This window comes from Solibacillus silvestris, assembly GCF_051967575.1.
GTDB lineage: Bacteria > Bacillota > Bacilli > Bacillales_A > Planococcaceae > Solibacillus > Solibacillus silvestris_B.
This window is the reverse complement of the sequence record NZ_JBQCJW010000012.1, coordinates 65,129-82,515: the sequence shown is the minus strand read 5'-3', so window position 1 is coordinate 82,515 and position 17,387 is coordinate 65,129. Positions and strand designations below refer to the sequence as shown.

Sequence of the window (17,387 nt, the reverse complement as noted above, 5' to 3'; positions counted from 1 at the left end):
CGCTTTTGTTCTAGGATTTTTGTAAGCATGAAATTTTAAGGCAGCGCAAATCGGCTCGGAAGTTGCTGGGAGCGGCCAGCGAATCGTAAAGCAGGCACCGCGCAGCACCTTACCCAAACTATATAAAAAGACAACCCTTATACGTTAAAACGCAATAAGAATCGTCCATTACTTATGCAAACGGTGAATCGGAAATTTCTTCCTCTTCATCATCATCTGCCATCATTTCATCAAATTCCATTTTTATCGCTTCGTAAATGTATAAAGCCGCTATTAAATGAGGGAATACAATGCGTTCTCCGAGCTTTGTCGGATGCGGCAAAATCCCGCCGCGCATCTTTAATGAAATATACGTATATGCAAGTTCGCTTAATTCATTGTCTTCATTAGCAGTCTCGCTTGCCACGGCAGCAAACGGAATAAAATCAGCATTTAATTTTCGGGCTAGCTTCAATGCTTTTTTGTCCGTTGCATGGCGCGTAAAAATAATGACACGGTCAGCGGGCAAAAGCTCCACATCATCCGTATAACGTGCGAATTTTGCAAAAACATCCGCACCAAGTTCTGCATTGGCGGCAATTGCCTCCATTTCACCAAAAACAGCAAAATAAATCGTTCCTTGTCCAATCGCTGCCTGTGCTAATAGACGGGCTGTTTCCTCTATCGATTCTTCCTCGGATTGCTGAATGCGCTGAAGAAGTCCAGTTAATTGGGTCGTTAAAATTTTAGACATATTTCCACCTCAAAGCTATTATAAAAGTGTGCCAGTAAAAAAGCAAAAGTACAAATTGCTATTGTATAAGAAGGAAAAAGCTATTTGAAAACGAATTTAAATATGTAACATTATTTTTATCGAAGGGGAATGACATTGAAGGAAATATTAATTGTTGATGATCAGCAAGGAATAAGGCTGCTATTGAATGAAGTATTTAAAAAAGAAGGCTTCACGACACACTTAGCTGCAAATGGATTCGATGCATTAAAGGTGGCACATGAAAGTTCATTGGATTGTGTTTTATTAGATATGAAAATTCCAGGGATGGATGGGCTGGAAATTTTAGCCCGCCTGAAAAAGGATTATCCGCATCTACCCGTTATGATGATGACTGCCTATGTTGAGCAGCATATGATTGATACCGCGACACAATTGGGCGTGACAAAGTATTTTACAAAACCGTTCAATATTTTCGAAGTGCGGGATGAAGTAAAAAGAATACTGGAAGTCGCCGGAAAAATATAAACGAAACAAGTGAGCAGGCAGTAGCGCATACTGTCTGTTTTTGTTATGATTAAGCTGAATGTTTTTTTGTGGACAAGAAAGAATAAGTTTTAAATACATCCGCAAAAGAAAAGCTCTACTTCATACTATTAAATGTGTGAAATCTTTTTTCCAAGCAATTCATGCGAAATATTGTGCGTGAATGGACGATAGAAAAAATAATTAAAAAAGCATATTACACAAATTATGTTTTTCTGGCAGCAAACTATTTATGTATCTTCGAGGAGGATTTTTATAATGGCATTAGTTTCAATGAAAGAAATGTTAATTAAAGCAAAGGCAGAAGGCTATGCAGTTGGTCAGTTCAATATTAACAACTTGGAATGGACACAAGCCATTTTGCAGGCAGCGGAAGAAGAAAAGTCACCAGTGATTTTAGGTGTCTCTGAAGGCGCCGGCAAGTATATGGGCGGATTTATCGCAGTTGTGAAAATGGTTGAAGGCTTAATGGAAAGCTATAAAATTTCAGTTCCTGTAGCAATTCATTTAGACCATGGTTCAAGCTTTGACAAATGTAAAGAAGCAATTGATGCTGGATTTACTTCTGTAATGATCGACGCTTCCCATCATCCATACGAAGAGAACGTACAAACGACGAAAGCTGTTGTTGAATATGCACATGCCCGCAATGTATCTGTAGAAGCCGAGCTTGGTACTGTCGGCGGTGAAGAGGATGGCGTGATTGGCGGAATTATGTACGCAAATCCGCAAGAATGTAAATCATTGGTGGAAGCTACAGGGATCGATTGCCTGGCTCCTGCATTAGGTTCAGTTCACGGTCCATACAAAGGCAAGCCAAACCTAGGATTCGCTGAAATGGAGGAAATTTCTACATTAACAGATGTTCCATTAGTATTGCACGGTGGTACTGGCATTCCAACAAAGGATATCCAACGTTCAATCTCTTTAGGCACAGCAAAAATTAACGTAAATACAGAAAACCAAATCGCCGCTACAAAAGTAATCCGCGAATTTTTAGATAATGACAAGAAAACATATGACCCACGCAAATTTTTAGGTCCAGCACGCGAAGCGATTAAATCAACAGTAATCGGCAAAATGCGTGAATTCGGCAGCTCTCAAAAAGCATAATTCAGCATTTTTGACAGAGGCCTCCATTCCGTATAAACGGTAAGATCATAGCTTATTCATCCGGCGTTCAAACAATTGCTGGATAAAGGGAAATGCAGGCCGAAAATACTATGTTCAGTGGCAATAGCTGAATGATATCGCAACTTCGAATTCAATTATGCTGAGATATAGTAAATATATTGTTCCATAAAAGAAAAGTGCACTATAAAAGGAGCACTTTTCTTTGTGAATACATGTTTTAACATCTTTCAGAAAAAATCTGAACGCAATTATGCCAAGAATTAATTGATTTTAAAGCATCTCGTTCACAAAAGGGCGGGATGTGTTTTTCTAAGCAAACATAGGAAATAGTATTTCGTAGCAAATTAGTTGATTGGGATGTTGGAAAATCGGCTTTTTCAGCTTAAAGCACCCGCATCGAATTGAAATCAGCGGGAATATAAATTAAATTTTCTGGAGGCAAATACAATGAAATTTTTTATCGATACAGCAAACTTTGATGAGATCAAAGAAGCATACTCATGGGGAATCCTTTCAGGTGTAACGACAAACCCATCATTAGTGGCAAAAGAATCCGGTGTGAACTTCCATGACCGCCTACGTGAAATTGCCGAGTTAGTAAACGGCTCAGTTTCAGGGGAAGTTATTTCCTTGGATGCTGAAGGGATGATTCGAGAAGGGGAAGAACTTGCTGCGATTCACCCGAACATCACAGTAAAACTTCCAATGACACCAGAAGGTTTAAAAGCATGCAAACATTTCTCTGAAAAAGGCATCAAAACGAACGTAACATTAATTTTCTCTGCAAACCAAGCATTAATGGCAGCTCGTGCAGGCGCATCGTACGTATCACCATTTTTAGGACGTTTAGATGATATCGGCCAAGACGGCGTTGAATTGATCCGTGAAATTGCTGAATTGTTTGCGATTCATGAAATTCCGGCAGAAATTATTGCTGCATCAATTCGTCACCCGCAACATATCACACAAGCGGCATTAGCAGGTGCACATATTGCGACAACACCTTATAAAGTATTACAGCAACTGTTTAATCATCCATTAACAGACAAAGGAATTGAAGGATTTTTAGCGGATTGGGCAAAGCGTGAAGGGAAATAATAAGAGTACTTCACAGCAGTCTAGTAAGTATCAATTACGCCGCGGCGTAATTGCGTCCAGATTTTTTTGAGTTTAAGCCCACAGGACGTGGGTTAGTCAGCCTTTGTCGCATGATGCGACGCTTTCAGGCTGACTTCCTCTTTAGAATTCCTTAAAAAAATCTGTGACATCTGCCAGAAGATCCTCTTCATTCAGCGGGTGACCGAGACACCCGCTGAATGAAGAGGAAATTTGTCCAATCGTAAGGGAGAACACAAAATGGATGTATATAAAATTCAAGGCGGACGTCGTCTACAAGGGAAAGTAACCGTTAGCGGTGCAAAAAATAGTGCAGTTGCTTTAATTCCTGCGTCAATTTTGGCAGGTTCTTCCGTTACTATTGGAGGAATTCCGGAAATTTCAGATGCTTGGACTTTAAAGGCGCTGCTTGAAGAAATTGGTGGCGAAGTAACATTCGAAGACGGAAAAATGACAATTGACCCGTCAAAAATGGTCGCGATGCCGCTTCCAAATGGCAATGTAAAAAAATTGCGTGCTTCGTATTATATGATGGGTGCGATGCTGGGGCGTTTTAAACAAGCTGTCATCGGCTTGCCGGGCGGTTGTTTTTTAGGGCCGCGTCCAATCGACCAGCATATTAAAGGATTTGAAGCATTAGGCGCAAAAGTAACGAATGAGCACGGTGCCATTTATTTGCGTGCTGATGAGTTAATCGGCGCAAAAATTTATTTAGACGTTGCCAGTGTAGGCGCGACAATTAATATTATGCTGGCAGCAGTGCGTGCAAAAGGTAAAACAATTATCGAAAATGCCGCTAAAGAGCCGGAAATTATTGATGTCGCTACACTTTTAACAAATATGGGCGCCAATATTAAAGGGGCCGGGACAAGCGTTATCCGTATTGAGGGCGTTGATGAGCTGAAAGGGACGAAACATACGATTATTCCGGACCGTATTGAAGCTGCCACATTTATGATTATGGCAGCAGCAATGGGCGATGGTGTTTTAATTGATAACGTCATCCCGCTTCATTTAGAAGCGGTTACTGCAAAACTTCGTGAAATGGGTGTAAAAGTGGAAGAAAGCGAAGAAAGCATTTACATTCCAATGCAGACGGATTTGCAGGCGGTCGATGTTAAAACACTTGTCTATCCAGGTTTCCCGACAGATGTCCAGCAGCCATTGTCGGTGTTGATGACACAGGCTGAGGGCACGTCGATCATAACAGATACGATTTATTCGGCGCGTTTTAAGCATATTGATGAGCTTCGCCGGATGAATGCAAAATCTAGAGTTGAAGGCAATACAGCCATCATCCAGGGGCCTGCTTCTTTAGAGGGATCAACAGTGACAGCGACAGATTTACGTGCAGGCGCTGCATTGGTTTTAGCTGGCTTAATTGCAAAAGGCGAAACGGAAATTCATGATATATATCATATTGAGCGCGGTTATAGTGCATTAATCGATAAATTATGTGCACTGGGCGCAAATATTAGAAAAGAATCGATTGTCATCAATACGAAGAACAAAGCATAAAATTTGCATAATTCATGAACAAATTCGCGCATCGTCAAGAGTGTGATAAAATAAATTCAGTTGATGAAAATAATAGTAAGTTCATTATACAATTTCAAACAGCAGTTCATACATGCTGTAAGAGTCGGCTTTACCCGATTACAGGAGGCAAACACAAAATGGAACGTAGTTTATCAATGGAAGTAGTACGTGTAACAGAAGCAGCAGCGATTGCATCAGCGAAATGGATGGGACGCGGACTTAAAAATGAAGCAGATGACGCAGCAACAACGGCAATGCGCGTTATGTTTGATACAATCCCAATGCATGCGACAGTTGTAATTGGTGAAGGTGAAATGGATGAGGCACCGATGCTTTATATCGGTGAAGAATTAGGGCTTCGAAATGGCGGACCAGAAGTTGATATCGCAGTTGATCCATTGGAAGGTACAAATATTGTAGCAAAAGGCACAAATGGAGCGATGACAGTACTAGCCATTGCAGACCGTGGCAATCTATTAAACGCACCTGATATGTATATGGATAAAATTGCTGTAGGACCGGAAGCAGCAGGTAAAGTGGATATTAATGCATCTGTTACTTATAACTTATTACAAGTAGCTAAGGCAAAAAATAAAGATATTGCTGATGTTGTAGCAACTCTTTTAGATCGCCCTCGCCATCAGCATATTGTTGATGAGATTCGTGAAGCAGGCGCACGAATTAAGTTTATTCAAGATGGCGATGTAGGTGCAGCGATTAATACAGCATTTGATGAAACAGGCATCGACATTATGTTCGGTATGGGTGGAGCTCCGGAAGGCGTAATTGCTGCAGTGGCATTGAAATGTTTAGGCGGCGACTTCCAGGCAAAATTAGTTCCGGAAGATGAAGAACAGTTAGAGCGCTGCAAAAAAATGGGGATTGACGTAGAGAAAGTATTAATGATGGATGACTTAGTAAAAGGGGATGACGCGATTTTTGCAGCAACTGCTGTTACAGATTCAGAACTTTTACGCGGTGTCCAATATAAAGGCTCTTATGCGCTTACACATTCGGTTGTTATGCGTGCCAAGACAGGTACAGTGCGTTTTATCGAAGGACGTCACAGTATTGCGAAAAAACCGAAGTACGGTCAAATATAACTTCTCATATAATGTAAGTAGATTCAACGTAGAAAATGCCCATTTTCAATTTACTTACAATATTATATAATGAATGCCCAGTATATAAGCTGGGCTTCTTTATAATCAATTACGTCACAGCGTAATTGCACCCGGAATTTTTCGAGCATATTCGAAAACTTTCTTTAGAAAACTGTGGCATCCGCCGGGAGCTGCATCTTGATTTGGCGATTATTTAGGACACCCGCTGAAAAGGGCAAAATAAGTATTCATCTCACCACCTATAGAGATGGGATTCTTCTGCTGAATCAAGATAAATTATATTAAACTTCTTCCAATACGCATTCCTAAACTATCAAAATTACATTACAACATGTAAATATCCAAAATTAAAAAATTATAAATAGACTGGAGAAAACGTATGACAGCATTAACAATTGCTCAATTAGAAAGCATGACATTAAAAGAATTATATGCTTTAGCGAAGCAATATAAATTAATGAATGCTAGTAAGCTAAACAAAAAGGAACTTATTTTTGCGATTTTAAAATCCCGCTCTGAACAAGAAGGCTTCTTTTTCATGGAAGGTGTTTTAGAAATCATCCCTACTGACGGCTTCGGATTTTTACGCCCGATCAACTACTCCCCTTCAAAAGAGGACATTTATATTTCAGCTTCGCAAATTCGTCGCTTCGATTTACGAAATGGAGATAAAGTATCCGGGAAAGTACGTCCACCAAAAGAAAATGAACGTTACTACGGATTATTGCAAGTCGATGCAGTAAATGGGGAAGACCCTGAAGTTGCAAAAGAACGCGTGCATTTCCCTGCATTAACGCCACTTTACCCGGATCGTCACATTAAATTAGAAACAGTGCCTACAAAACTTTCAACACGCATTATGGATTTAGTAGCACCTGTAGGATTTGGTCAGCGTGGTTTAATCGTTGCGCCGCCAAAAGCAGGTAAAACGTCTTTATTAAAGGAAATTGCGAATGCGATTACTACAAACTATCCGGAAGCTGAGCTCATCGTTTTATTAATTGATGAACGCCCGGAAGAAGTAACGGATATCGAGCGTTCTGTTAATGCGGATGTCGTTTCCTCAACTTTCGACGAAGTGCCGGAAAACCACGTAAAAGTGGCGGAAATGGTATTGGAACGCGCACGTCGTTTAGTGGAACATAAGCGTGATGTCATTATTTTAATGGATTCGATTACACGTCTGGCTCGTGCTTATAATCTAGTCATTCCGGCAAGTGGCCGTACGCTTTCAGGCGGTATCGATCCAGCTGCATTCCACCGTCCGAAACGTTTCTTCGGTTCTGCCCGTAATATTGAAGAGGGTGGTAGTTTAACAATATTGGCGACTGCACTTGTCGACACAGGCAGCCGGATGGATGAAGTTATTTATGAGGAATTTAAAGGGACAGGCAACTTGGAATTACACTTGGACCGCGGCTTGGCAGAGCGCCGTATTTTCCCGGCATTGGATATCCGCCGTTCAGGCACGCGTAAAGAAGAGCTTCTCATTCCGAAAGATCAGCTTGATAAATTATGGGCGATCCGCAAAACATTCAGCGATTCCCATGATTTCGGCGAGAAGTTTTTGCGTAAATTACGCACAACGAAAACAAACGAAGAATTTTTCGAAAAGCTTGATACAGATATGAAAAAGGCTACAAACGGTAAAGGTTTGCTGTAGTCAATCAAGTGGAATGATAGAAAATAGTTGCAAACTTTTTTAAGTGTTGCTATAATTCAATAGGTATGAAACGTGCACATATATAGCTGACCTCAACACATTACGCATGTAATGACATATTCGGGCTATGTAAGGTGCAGTTCGAAAATACTCTGTTCCGGATGGTTCAGGGCGAGAGGAGAAAACGAATATGAAACAAGGTATCCACCCAGATTACAAAGTAGCAACAGTAACTTGCTCATGCGGTAACACTTTTGAAACGGGTTCAGTTAAAGAAAAGATCTCAATCGAGTTCTGCAACGAATGTCACCCATTCTACACTGGTCGTCAAAAGTTCGCTTCTGCTGACGGTCGTGTTGACAAATTCAACAAAAAATACGGTATCAAGTAATACCTCTGCCCATTTCCACGTTGTTGGAGATGGGTTTTTATTTTTTGCGCCAATATGCAATATGTATATATAATTGTGTAAAAGCGAAAAGTCATATCAATTCCTGAGTAAATGTATTGTGCAACCAAAACATTAGAAGGAATTAATATGACTCAACCTAATCTTAATTTAAACTTAGAAAAAATTGAAGCAGCGATTATTTATTAGAATATATTGTGCAGTTATTAGAAAACATTAACGGGATATTAGAAAAACTGAGTCGTTTATTCGAAAATCGGCAACCGATATTAGAAAATGTACATACTATATTAGAAGTTCCGGGTTTTATTAGAAGAAGTAAAAACATATTAGAAGAAATTACAAAATATTAGAAAATTTTTATACATGTTTTCCTGAAGGTAAATATTCTCGTAAGAAGACCATCTTTTGCAATAGACGAATTGCGAAAAACTAGCTAATATAAAAGAAGTGAAAAGTTGGCCTTGAGTTCGTTGCTCAAGGTTTTTTATTGGTGAAAAAGCGAACCTGTAACTTTAATAAGAAACGAGGAAAAGCAAATGGCGCAATTATTTTATAAGCATGGGGCAATGAATAGCGGGAAATCGATTGAAATCTTAAAAGTAGCCCACAATTATGAAGAGCAAAACAAAGCGGTACTGATTTTTACTTCAGGAATTGATACGCGCGAAGAAGTAGGTACGGTATCAAGCCGAATTGGTTTAAGACGCCCGGCAATTGCGGTTTTTGATAATACGAATATTTATGAAATCGTAAAAAAACATGATGAAAAATTATATTGTGTACTTATTGACGAAGTACAATTTCTATCAAAAGAACATGTTCTTCAATTGACTCAGATTGTCGATGAACTGAACATCCCTGTTATGGGCTTTGGTCTAAAAAATGACTTCCAGAATGAGCTGTTTGAAGGCAGCCGCTACATGATGATTTACGCAGATAAAATTGAGGAAATGAAAACAATCTGCTGGTTCTGCCATAAAAAAGCGACAATGAATTTACGTGTAGATGAAAATAAAAAACCTGTCCGTACAGGTGATCAAATTCAAATTGGGGGTAATGATAGTTATTACCCTGTTTGTCGCAAATGCCATGCAAACCCGCCACTATAATTTCAGGCAAGGGAATGTATTTTTAAAATAAACTCCAAAAAACCCGGAAGTATGAATGCGAAGGTGTAAATGATATGAAGAAAGTTCATCATAGAGGTAGCAACAACCGTAAAATTTCTTTATACTAGTAAAGGTGCATTTTAACGTGACTCGAAGGAATACGAGTTAATATACAATAAATAATAAAAAACTTTTAGAGGTGAAATATAAATGTTTGATCGTTTACAGGCGGTTGAGGATCGATATGAAAGATTAAATGAATTGCTAAGTGACCCTGATATCGTAAGTGACTCCAATAAGCTGCGCGAATATTCAAAAGAACAATCGGATATTCAGGAAATGGTTGATGTATACCGTGAATACAAATCGGTAAAAGAGCAACTGGCAGATACACGCGAATTAATGGAAATTGAAAAAGATGCAGAGATGCTTGAAATGATGAAGGAAGAGTTTAACGACTTAAACAAACAAGTTCCGGAATTGGAAGACCGTCTGCGTATTTTATTAATTCCTAAAGACCCGAACGATTCGAAAAACGTAATTATGGAGGTCCGCGGGGCTGCTGGAGGTGACGAAGCAAACATCTTCGCCGGGGATTTGTTCCGTATGTATACACGCTATGCAGAGACACAAGGCTGGAAAGTGGATATTATGGAAGCAACACCAAACCCGGCAGGCGGCTATAAAGAAGTGATCTTCATGATTAACGGTCAAGGTGCATATTCAAAATTCAAATATGAAAACGGCGCACACCGTGTTCAACGTGTACCAGCTACAGAATCACAAGGCCGTATCCATACATCAACTGCTACGGTAGCATGCTTACCGGAAGTGCATGTGGAAGATGTGGAAATCCATGAAAAAGATATTCGCGTTGATACATTCGCTTCATCGGGTGCGGGTGGTCAGTCAGTAAATACAACGATGTCCGCTGTACGTATGACCCATTTACCGACAGGCGTTGTTGTTTCGATGCAGGATGAGCGTTCACAAATTAAGAACCGTGAAAAAGCGATGAAAATTTTAGTTGCGCGTGTAGCGGATAAACACCGCCAAGAAGCACAGGCTGAAATCGATGCAACACGTAAGACAGCAGTAGGAACAGGCGACCGTTCTGAACGTATCCGTACTTACAACTATCCGCAAAACCGCGTAACAGATCACCGAATTGGTCTGACGATTCAAAAGCTAGATCAAATTGTTGAAGGTAAACTGGATGAAGTAATCGATGCACTTATTTTGGATGAGCAAGCAACACGCTTAGCGAATTTAAATGAAAATGCGTAAAACAATTTTTGAGGCCCTGAATGGGGCTTCTTCTTTTTTAGAGGAAAATGGTCGCGAAGGTAATGCTGCAAGATTGCTATTGCAACATATTTTACAGACAAATTATTCAGGCTTAATGATGAAAATGCATGATCGATTGACAGATGAACAGCAACAACAGTTTGATGCATATATAAAAGAGCATATTAAAGGTCGTCCCGTCCAGTACATTACAGGCGTGGAAGAATTTTATGGCCGTTCCTTCATTGTTGACGAATCGGTGTTAATACCGCGCCCAGAAACAGAAGAATTAATCGCAGGGGCCATTGAACGGATCGAAAAGCTATTTGGGGAAAATAAAGAACTGAAATTAGCGGATATTGGGACAGGCAGCGGGGCAATTTCGATTACGATGAAAAAAGAGTACCCAAAGCTCCATGTAACAGCGACTGATATTTCAAAAGAAGCATTAGCCACAGCAGAGAAAAATGCTGAGCGACTTCAGGCGAACATCATTTTTAAGCAAGGCGATTTAACAGCGCCGCTTGCTTCTGAAAAGTGGGATATCGTTTTATCAAACCCTCCATATATCGCGTTTGATGACATGGATGAAATGTCGGATATCGTCTTGGCGCACGAGCCGCATAATGCATTATTTGCGGAGGAGGAAGGTCTCCTGCTTTATCGCAAACTAGCAGAGAATTTGCCCGCGCTGATGAATACTCCTGCTTTAATTGGACTGGAAATTGGTTATACACAAGGAGAAGCGGTTGGGAATTTCTTTAAACAAAGCTTCCCGAATGCGAAGGTTTCAGTTGTTAAAGATATTAACAAAAAAGATCGTATCGTTTTTTGCGAAATTTGTGAATAAAATCTAGCTTCCTTGTAAACAATGTTTTGCAAGGAGGAATGATAATGTTACATGATTACGATATTCAAAGTGCGCCAAATCTATTTTTAGCGATTGCCAAATTACTAGTTAGTGTTTTGTTTATATATAGCGCTGCCTGCATTGTCCCTGTTTTTGTGGAGGAAGTGCGTGAAGGGCAAGGACAGCATGACGAACAATTGAAAATCCGGGTTATCGCAAACAGCTCCACAAATGCGGATCAATCAGTAAAGTTGCAAGTTGTGGAAACAATTCAAGCCTATATGCAAAATACGGAAGACTTTTCAGAAGATATCCACAGTGTGGAAAAGATTTATCAAGAAATTCAGAAAAATTACCCACATTTAAACATTTCGTATAACTATGGGGATAACTTAATACCGCCAAAATGGTATTCAGGACAATTTTATCCACAAAACAACTATTATTCCGTCAATTTCATTATAGGGCAAGGGCGGGGTGAAAACTGGTTTTGTGCAGTGTTTCCAACGCTTTGCGTAAAAGATGAACCGATTAAAAGTGAACGTCCAACTTTTTACGTCTCTGAATGGTGGAAAAAAAGTAAGAAAAAAAATAACCCTCAAAAAACAGAGGAATATGCACAACAAGCTGTTAGTTATTAACAATTTGTGGATAGTTATATGAAAAACTTGCAGAAAGGGGGATCAAATGATGCACACATTACAATTAGCTGTGGATGATTTTGTGGATAATTCAGAAAATTATACACAAGCTGTGGATTTGCTGGATAATGGCGAAGTTGTGGCATTTCCAACAGAAACAGTGTACGGTTTAGGCGCAGTTGCCACAGATGAACAAGCAGTGAAAAAAATATTTGCCGCAAAAGGCCGTCCTTCCGACAATCCTCTTATTGTGCATATCGGAACAGCAGAGGAAGTTTCACTATATACAGCAAATATTTCTGAAGTCGCAAAAAAATGCATGGAAGCTTTTTGGCCTGGTCCGTTAACGCTGGTCATGCATGCAAAGCCAAATATATTGGCGCCGAGCGTTACGGCGGGATTGCAAACGGTCGGGATACGCATGCCAGATCACCCGGTTGCCCTTAAACTGCTCCAAACATTAAAAAAACCATTAGCCGCGCCAAGTGCCAATCGCAGCGGCAAGCCGAGCCCGACGAAAGCAAGCCATGTCTTTGAAGATTTACAAGGCATTATCCCGTGCATTTTAGATGGCGGAAGAACGGGCATTGGCGTAGAATCGACGGTTTTAGATGTAACTTTATCAGAGCCTGTTATTTTACGTCCGGGCGGGGTGACAAAGGAAATGCTGGAAGAGGTAATTGGTCCTGTTCTTGAACCGAGCTTTGAACAGCAAAAAATCGAATCAACACCAAAAGCGCCAGGGATGAAGTATACACATTATGCACCGGACGCCCCTGTCTATTTAATCGATGCTGACGAGGGAATTATTGAAGCGGCGATTGCAAATCTGAAATCTGGGCATAAAGTGGCGTTATTAGCTCCGGAATGCTTTAAAGAAATGAAAGCAGATTACTATTTTTCCTTAGGCGAAGCACATGATGCTGAGCAAATGAGCGCAGCATTGTATGATGCATTACGCGCATGTGACAAAACAGCTGCAACGATTATTTTAGCAACAGCGACATCTAAAACAGGTGTCGGCACAGCGATCATGAACCGCCTGGAAAAAGCAGCCGGCGGCAATTGGTATCAACCATAAAACAGTATCAGACCACATCCAGCAAAATTTTGAGGATGTGGTTTTTTGTTGGACATAAAACGATAGGATAATTCCCCTGCTGGAAGCATAAATTACAACAGCGCATAGAGGAAGAGGGGAAAAGATGCAGGAAGTGGTTGCAGGAATATTAATGTCATTTGATGTCGTAGCGCTTTATTTAATTGCTACAAATGTAAAAGCAAAATGGCTGTTAGCATTATGGACGGCATTTTTACATATGATTTTCCCGTTAATAGGCTATCACTTCGGGGAATGGATTGCGGTCTATTTAGCTAAATGGACGACAAGCCTTTCCACATTATTATTATTTTTTATAGGGCTGCAATTATTGCTTTCAAAGAAAAACGAAAATCTTCCAGCAAAATCTTTGCCCATTATCGCAATATTTGCAAGCATTGATACCTTTTCAGTTAGCCTTTCTTTTGGTATGCTAAATTTACAAAAATATGTTTTTATCATAAGTGCAGGATTATCAACTTTTTTGCTATCTTATGTTGCATTGGTAGTTGCTCAAAAAACTACAATTTTAAAAAACAATGCATTAAAAAAAATTGCCGGTTTATTATTGATTATTATGAGTATTATGCTATTAAAATGGTAAAATAGAGGAAGTGATGGAGATAAATATTTACTTTATTTGTACAGGCAATACATGTAGAAGTCCTATGGCAGAAGCAATTTTAACAGCTAAAAATTATGAAAATATAAATGTGCGCTCTGCAGGAATTTATGCTCATGAGGGTAGTGAAATGTCCTCATATTCCCAAGAAGTATTAACGCAAAACAATATCGGACATTCACACAGCTCATCGCAATTTACATTGGAGGGTGCGCAGTGGGCAGATTTAATTTTAACAATGACAGCGGCTCATAAGGAAATGGTCACACGTCTTGTGGAAGAGGCTGCACAGAAAACATTTACTTTAAAAGAATATGTCGCAATGGAAAACGGGCTCGATATTCAAGATCCATTCGGTGGAGACCTGCAGCTGTATGAACAAACCTATGAACAATTGAACGAAGCGATTGACAAGCTAGAAGATAAATTAAAAACGGAGGGAAAAATATAATATGAATTCTCAGAAAAAAGCATTTAATTTACGTCGGAAACTCGTACTGTTTGTAGGGATATTAGCGCTAATTACATATACGTGCAGTTTTGTGTTTATCGAATACTTACACCCTATGTTTTTTGAAACAACGAGCACAAGCCTGTTCCAAATCATTACGTATTTATTGGGAATCTTTTGGTCTTGCGCATTGGCAGCCATGTTCAGTCTAGTTATCGTGCGCCCATTGCAGCGATTAGAAGCAAGCGCCAACCAAGTGGCGGAAGGAAAAATCGGGAAAGATGTCGAGCTGCCAAAAACAAATGACGAAATTCGTACAGTAGCTGAAGCATTTCAGGCGATGGTCGTTAATTTGCGTAAAATGGTAAATGGTATTGAGGACAATTATAAAACAACTGATGAAACGATTCGCAAGCTATCGGATGAAAGCATTTCAGTCACGGAAAATGCCGAGCAGATCACGACGAATATTAGCCATATTTCATCAGGGGCTGAATCGTCGGCAATCGCAATCCAGGAAACAGTGGAAGCAATTGAAGAAGTGCGTACATTAGCTTCGGAAGTAAATAACAAAGCATTACTTTCAGCTGGTCGCTCTAAAGATTTATTGTCCAATTTGACATCGACAACAGATGCGATTAATGGAGTCGTAAATAGTATCCAAAAAATAGCATCGGACAACGAAAATTCATTAGTAAACATACGTGAATTAGAAAAAAACGCTGAGCAAATTGAACGTATTATCAGTTTAGTAGGGGATATCGCAGGACAAACAAATCTGCTTGCATTAAACGCCTCAATAGAAGCAGCACGAGCAGGTGAGCACGGAAAAGGCTTTGCGGTTGTAGCAGAGGAAGTACGCGGTTTAGCTGATGAAAGCGCCAATGCAGTTCAAGGGATTGCAGCATTAATTCAAACAATGCAGCAAAATGTTTCAATCGTAGTAAAGCAAATGAACGAACAAGTCACATTCGCGGTAAACGAATCATCGCGTGTTTCTGAAACAACATCAGCAGTGGAAGGCATGACGAAATCGGTTTATGAAATGGCGGACGATGTCATTCAAATTTCGCAATTAGTCGAGCAGCAAATGAAAAATATTGAACATACATCGCATCAATCCCAGGAAGTAGCAGCAATTGCCCAGCAAACTTCTGCAAGTGCCCAAGAAGTAAATGCCGCATCGTCTGAACAGGCCCATGCGATTAAGCAAGTAGAAGCACTTGCAAGCAGTTTAAAACAACAATCTGCAGAGCTGTATAAAATGATTCAGCAATTTGATCGCAATCAATAATCCAATGTTTAGAAAGCTTAGGCGGTGCTAAAAGTCAACTCAACTTTTAGCACCGCTTTTTTGCATTATAATTATTTGCTGAATAGAAGGGTTCCTCTTGTCACCGGATTATTTTAATGTTCACAAAAATAAACACCGTTTACTTTTGTGTAATTAGTTGTTAGAATATTTTGAAAAGGGGGTGCTTGTGTGGGAATTACAACGCAAACAAAGAACTATTCATTTACCTCATTTATTCAGCAGCGCAATGTGTTGAATGATTGGGACAATCCATTTTTGCAGCAAGTTTTGAAAAGCATTTTAAAAGAAGGCTACGAGGCGCTTGAACAGGAAATCGCGCCATATGTCCAAAAACTTTCCACAACATGGAGAGAAGTTACGGACGAATTGGCACGCCCGGAAAATTCGCCGAAAATCCGTCATTACAATGCTTACAATGAGCGAATTGACCGGATTATCCGACCATTAGAGGCAGTCCGGTTAACGGAGGAAATTTTTAATGGGGGACTTTTTGCAAAGAATAATTTGCCATATGAAGGTATTACGAAACGCTATTTTCTGCATGGCAATGGGGAAGCGGGAATTACATGTCCACTTGCTTGCACGGATGGACTTATCGCTTTAATCGAAGCATTTTACAAGGAAGTGCCGCAGCCGGTAAAGGAAATTTATGAGCATGCCAAAAATGGGCGAAACGGCCAATTTGCTGTCGGTGCACAGTTCATGTCAGAAATCCAAGGAGGCTCGAACATACCCGCGAATGTGTTGAAAGCGGTTTCAGCGGGCGATCATTATTTATTGTATGGCAATAAATTTTTCTGTTCAGCAGTACATGCGGATTACTCGGTTGTCACGGCGAGAGTTGATGGAACGGATGATGTTGCGGTCTTTGTCGTTCCTACATGGCTGGAAGGGGATAAGGAAAAAGAAAAACGCAACCATCATACAGTGAATAGACTTAAATGGAAACTCGGTACAAGTGAATTGCCTTCAGGGGAAATCGACTATGATGGGGCGATTGCTTATCGCATCGGGCCGCAAAACAGAGGTGTCGCATTAGCGGTCAGCGTTGTTTTAACACGTTCCCGCCTAGATATTGGCTTTTCCAGTGCAGCTTTCGTTATGAGGGCGGCACGCGAGGCGATGCTTTATGCGAAATTCCGCCAAGTATTTGACCGGAAGATTGAAGAGTTTCCGATGGCAGCAGCGCAATTGGAAGATTTACAAGATGCAGCAAAGCGAATGGCCGCAACAGCCTTTACAGTTTATGAGCGTTTTTTGGCTGTCGAAGATAATTCGGCGTCATTGCAAGCATTTGCTGCACGCGAAGTGATTTTATTGCAAAAAATTTATGCATCGAAGGAAGCTGTCGAAAAATTGCGCCTGGCGATTTCAATTTTCGGCGGACATGGGGCGATTGAAGATTTCTCATCCATACCGCGCCTGTTTAGAGACAGCATGGTAAACGAGCTATGGGAAGGGCCGCGGAATGTATTGTTGGCCCAAATTTATCGCGATTTACACAAAATGCTGAAAACTGTGGCATTACGTGATATTTTAACCGCCATGTTCCCGAATTTGGAGACAGGGCAACTGCAAGATGCAGAACAAGAGCTCTCCCGAATTATGCAGATTGATTTGACTGCATTGCCAAACGCGCAAAACCGTCAAGCTGCACGCAGATGGGAGCAAATTTGGGAATCATTGTTTTTAGCCTATCAGCAACAAATTGTAAAAGATTTTGAATATGCAGCTATTTTGCCGGAATCATTGTTTTCACAAATTTAA

The 17,387-nt window shown here is 40.2% G+C and carries 17 protein-coding genes; 16 read left to right on the top strand and 1 reads right to left on the bottom strand.

Annotation, left to right across the window (positions count from 1 at the left end):
- Nucleotides 1-172: 172 nt before the first annotated feature.
- Nucleotides 173-733 (bottom strand): DUF2529 family protein, encoded by a 561-nt coding sequence (locus ACTHOQ_RS10050; RefSeq protein WP_440495895.1) that lies wholly within the window; start codon nt 731-733, stop codon nt 173-175.
- A gap of 135 nt (nt 734-868) precedes the next feature.
- Here ACTHOQ_RS10050 and ACTHOQ_RS10045 point away from each other — a divergent pair, with 135 nt between their 5' ends.
- The 16 genes from ACTHOQ_RS10045 to ACTHOQ_RS09970 all read left to right on the top strand — a co-directional run bounded on the left by ACTHOQ_RS10045 (nt 869) and on the right by ACTHOQ_RS09970 (nt 17,387).
- Nucleotides 869-1,240, top strand: coding sequence for a response regulator (locus ACTHOQ_RS10045; protein WP_440495894.1), 372 nt, complete (start codon nt 869-871; stop codon nt 1,238-1,240).
- A gap of 276 nt (nt 1,241-1,516) precedes the next feature.
- The gene (locus ACTHOQ_RS10040; protein ID WP_440495892.1) at nt 1,517-2,371 is read left to right on the top strand and encodes a class II fructose-bisphosphate aldolase; all 855 of its coding nucleotides are present in this window, start codon (nt 1,517-1,519) and stop codon (nt 2,369-2,371) included.
- Between the two features lie 468 nt (nt 2,372-2,839).
- Nucleotides 2,840-3,490: a fructose-6-phosphate aldolase gene (fsa, locus tag ACTHOQ_RS10035; RefSeq protein ID WP_440495890.1), complete on the top strand. Its 651-nt coding sequence runs from the start codon at nt 2,840-2,842 to the stop codon at nt 3,488-3,490.
- A gap of 258 nt (nt 3,491-3,748) precedes the next feature.
- The gene (gene murA, locus ACTHOQ_RS10030) at nt 3,749-5,026 is read left to right on the top strand and encodes a UDP-N-acetylglucosamine 1-carboxyvinyltransferase (RefSeq protein WP_440495888.1); all 1,278 of its coding nucleotides are present in this window, start codon (nt 3,749-3,751) and stop codon (nt 5,024-5,026) included.
- Between the two features lie 158 nt (nt 5,027-5,184).
- Complete coding sequence (glpX, locus tag ACTHOQ_RS10025; protein WP_440495886.1) at nt 5,185-6,150, top strand: class II fructose-bisphosphatase; 966 nt, start codon at nt 5,185-5,187, stop codon at nt 6,148-6,150.
- A gap of 400 nt (nt 6,151-6,550) precedes the next feature.
- A complete protein-coding gene (gene rho, locus ACTHOQ_RS10020) occupies nt 6,551-7,834 on the top strand; it encodes a transcription termination factor Rho (protein ID WP_440495885.1) in 1,284 nt (427 codons plus the stop codon).
- 190 nt (nt 7,835-8,024) lie between these two features.
- The gene (gene rpmE / locus ACTHOQ_RS10015; RefSeq protein ID WP_440495883.1) at nt 8,025-8,225 is read left to right on the top strand and encodes a 50S ribosomal protein L31; all 201 of its coding nucleotides are present in this window, start codon (nt 8,025-8,027) and stop codon (nt 8,223-8,225) included.
- A gap of 557 nt (nt 8,226-8,782) precedes the next feature.
- A complete protein-coding gene (locus ACTHOQ_RS10010) occupies nt 8,783-9,355 on the top strand; it encodes a thymidine kinase (RefSeq protein WP_440495882.1) in 573 nt (190 codons plus the stop codon).
- 210 nt (nt 9,356-9,565) lie between these two features.
- Entirely contained in the window at nt 9,566-10,642 is a 1,077-nt protein-coding gene (gene prfA / locus ACTHOQ_RS10005) for a peptide chain release factor 1 (protein ID WP_440495880.1), read from the top strand.
- Nucleotides 10,629-11,492 (top strand): peptide chain release factor N(5)-glutamine methyltransferase, encoded by an 864-nt coding sequence (gene prmC, locus ACTHOQ_RS10000; RefSeq protein ID WP_440495878.1) that lies wholly within the window; start codon nt 10,629-10,631, stop codon nt 11,490-11,492. Before prfA ends, prmC begins: the two co-directional genes overlap by 14 nt.
- A gap of 44 nt (nt 11,493-11,536) precedes the next feature.
- Nucleotides 11,537-12,133, top strand: coding sequence for a stage II sporulation protein R (locus ACTHOQ_RS09995; RefSeq protein WP_440495876.1), 597 nt, complete (start codon nt 11,537-11,539; stop codon nt 12,131-12,133).
- A 49-nt stretch (nt 12,134-12,182) separates the two neighbouring features.
- Nucleotides 12,183-13,214, top strand: a complete 1,032-nt coding sequence (locus tag ACTHOQ_RS09990; protein WP_440495926.1) for an L-threonylcarbamoyladenylate synthase — start codon at nt 12,183-12,185, stop codon at nt 13,212-13,214.
- A 124-nt stretch (nt 13,215-13,338) separates the two neighbouring features.
- Entirely contained in the window at nt 13,339-13,836 is a 498-nt protein-coding gene (locus tag ACTHOQ_RS09985; RefSeq protein WP_440495874.1) for a manganese efflux pump, read from the top strand.
- A 13-nt stretch (nt 13,837-13,849) separates the two neighbouring features.
- Nucleotides 13,850-14,305, top strand: coding sequence for a low molecular weight protein arginine phosphatase (locus ACTHOQ_RS09980; protein ID WP_440495873.1), 456 nt, complete (start codon nt 13,850-13,852; stop codon nt 14,303-14,305).
- Nucleotide 14,306: 1 nt separating this feature from the next.
- Nucleotides 14,307-15,599 carry a methyl-accepting chemotaxis protein gene (locus ACTHOQ_RS09975; protein WP_440495871.1) on the top strand — a complete coding sequence of 431 codons (1,293 nt, stop codon included), beginning with the start codon at nt 14,307-14,309 and terminating at the stop codon, nt 15,597-15,599.
- Between the two features lie 189 nt (nt 15,600-15,788).
- Nucleotides 15,789-17,387 carry an acyl-CoA dehydrogenase family protein gene (locus ACTHOQ_RS09970; protein WP_440495870.1) on the top strand — a complete coding sequence of 533 codons (1,599 nt, stop codon included), beginning with the start codon at nt 15,789-15,791 and terminating at the stop codon, nt 17,385-17,387.

Bases quoted from the DNA above. Each gene is read 5' to 3' on its own strand.
- ACTHOQ_RS09990 (WP_440495926.1), top strand. From the start codon at position 12,183: ATGCACACATTACAATTAGCTGTGGATGATTTTGTGGATAATTCAGAA.
- fsa (WP_440495890.1), top strand. From the start codon at position 2,840: ATGAAATTTTTTATCGATACAGCAAACTTTGATGAGATCAAAGAAGCA.
- ACTHOQ_RS09985 (WP_440495874.1), top strand. From the start codon at position 13,339: ATGCAGGAAGTGGTTGCAGGAATATTAATGTCATTTGATGTCGTAGCG.
- ACTHOQ_RS09980 (WP_440495873.1), top strand. From the start codon at position 13,850: ATGGAGATAAATATTTACTTTATTTGTACAGGCAATACATGTAGAAGT.
- ACTHOQ_RS10050 (WP_440495895.1), bottom strand. From the start codon at position 733: ATGTCTAAAATTTTAACGACCCAATTAACTGGACTTCTTCAGCGCATT.
- ACTHOQ_RS10040 (WP_440495892.1), top strand. From the start codon at position 1,517: ATGGCATTAGTTTCAATGAAAGAAATGTTAATTAAAGCAAAGGCAGAA.
- ACTHOQ_RS09975 (WP_440495871.1), top strand. From the start codon at position 14,307: ATGAATTCTCAGAAAAAAGCATTTAATTTACGTCGGAAACTCGTACTG.
- ACTHOQ_RS10010 (WP_440495882.1), top strand. From the start codon at position 8,783: ATGGCGCAATTATTTTATAAGCATGGGGCAATGAATAGCGGGAAATCG.
- glpX (WP_440495886.1), top strand. From the start codon at position 5,185: ATGGAACGTAGTTTATCAATGGAAGTAGTACGTGTAACAGAAGCAGCA.
- prfA (WP_440495880.1), top strand. From the start codon at position 9,566: ATGTTTGATCGTTTACAGGCGGTTGAGGATCGATATGAAAGATTAAAT.
- rho (WP_440495885.1), top strand. From the start codon at position 6,551: ATGACAGCATTAACAATTGCTCAATTAGAAAGCATGACATTAAAAGAA.
- prmC (WP_440495878.1), top strand. From the start codon at position 10,629: ATGAAAATGCGTAAAACAATTTTTGAGGCCCTGAATGGGGCTTCTTCT.
- ACTHOQ_RS09995 (WP_440495876.1), top strand. From the start codon at position 11,537: ATGTTACATGATTACGATATTCAAAGTGCGCCAAATCTATTTTTAGCG.
- murA (WP_440495888.1), top strand. From the start codon at position 3,749: ATGGATGTATATAAAATTCAAGGCGGACGTCGTCTACAAGGGAAAGTA.
- rpmE (WP_440495883.1), top strand. From the start codon at position 8,025: ATGAAACAAGGTATCCACCCAGATTACAAAGTAGCAACAGTAACTTGC.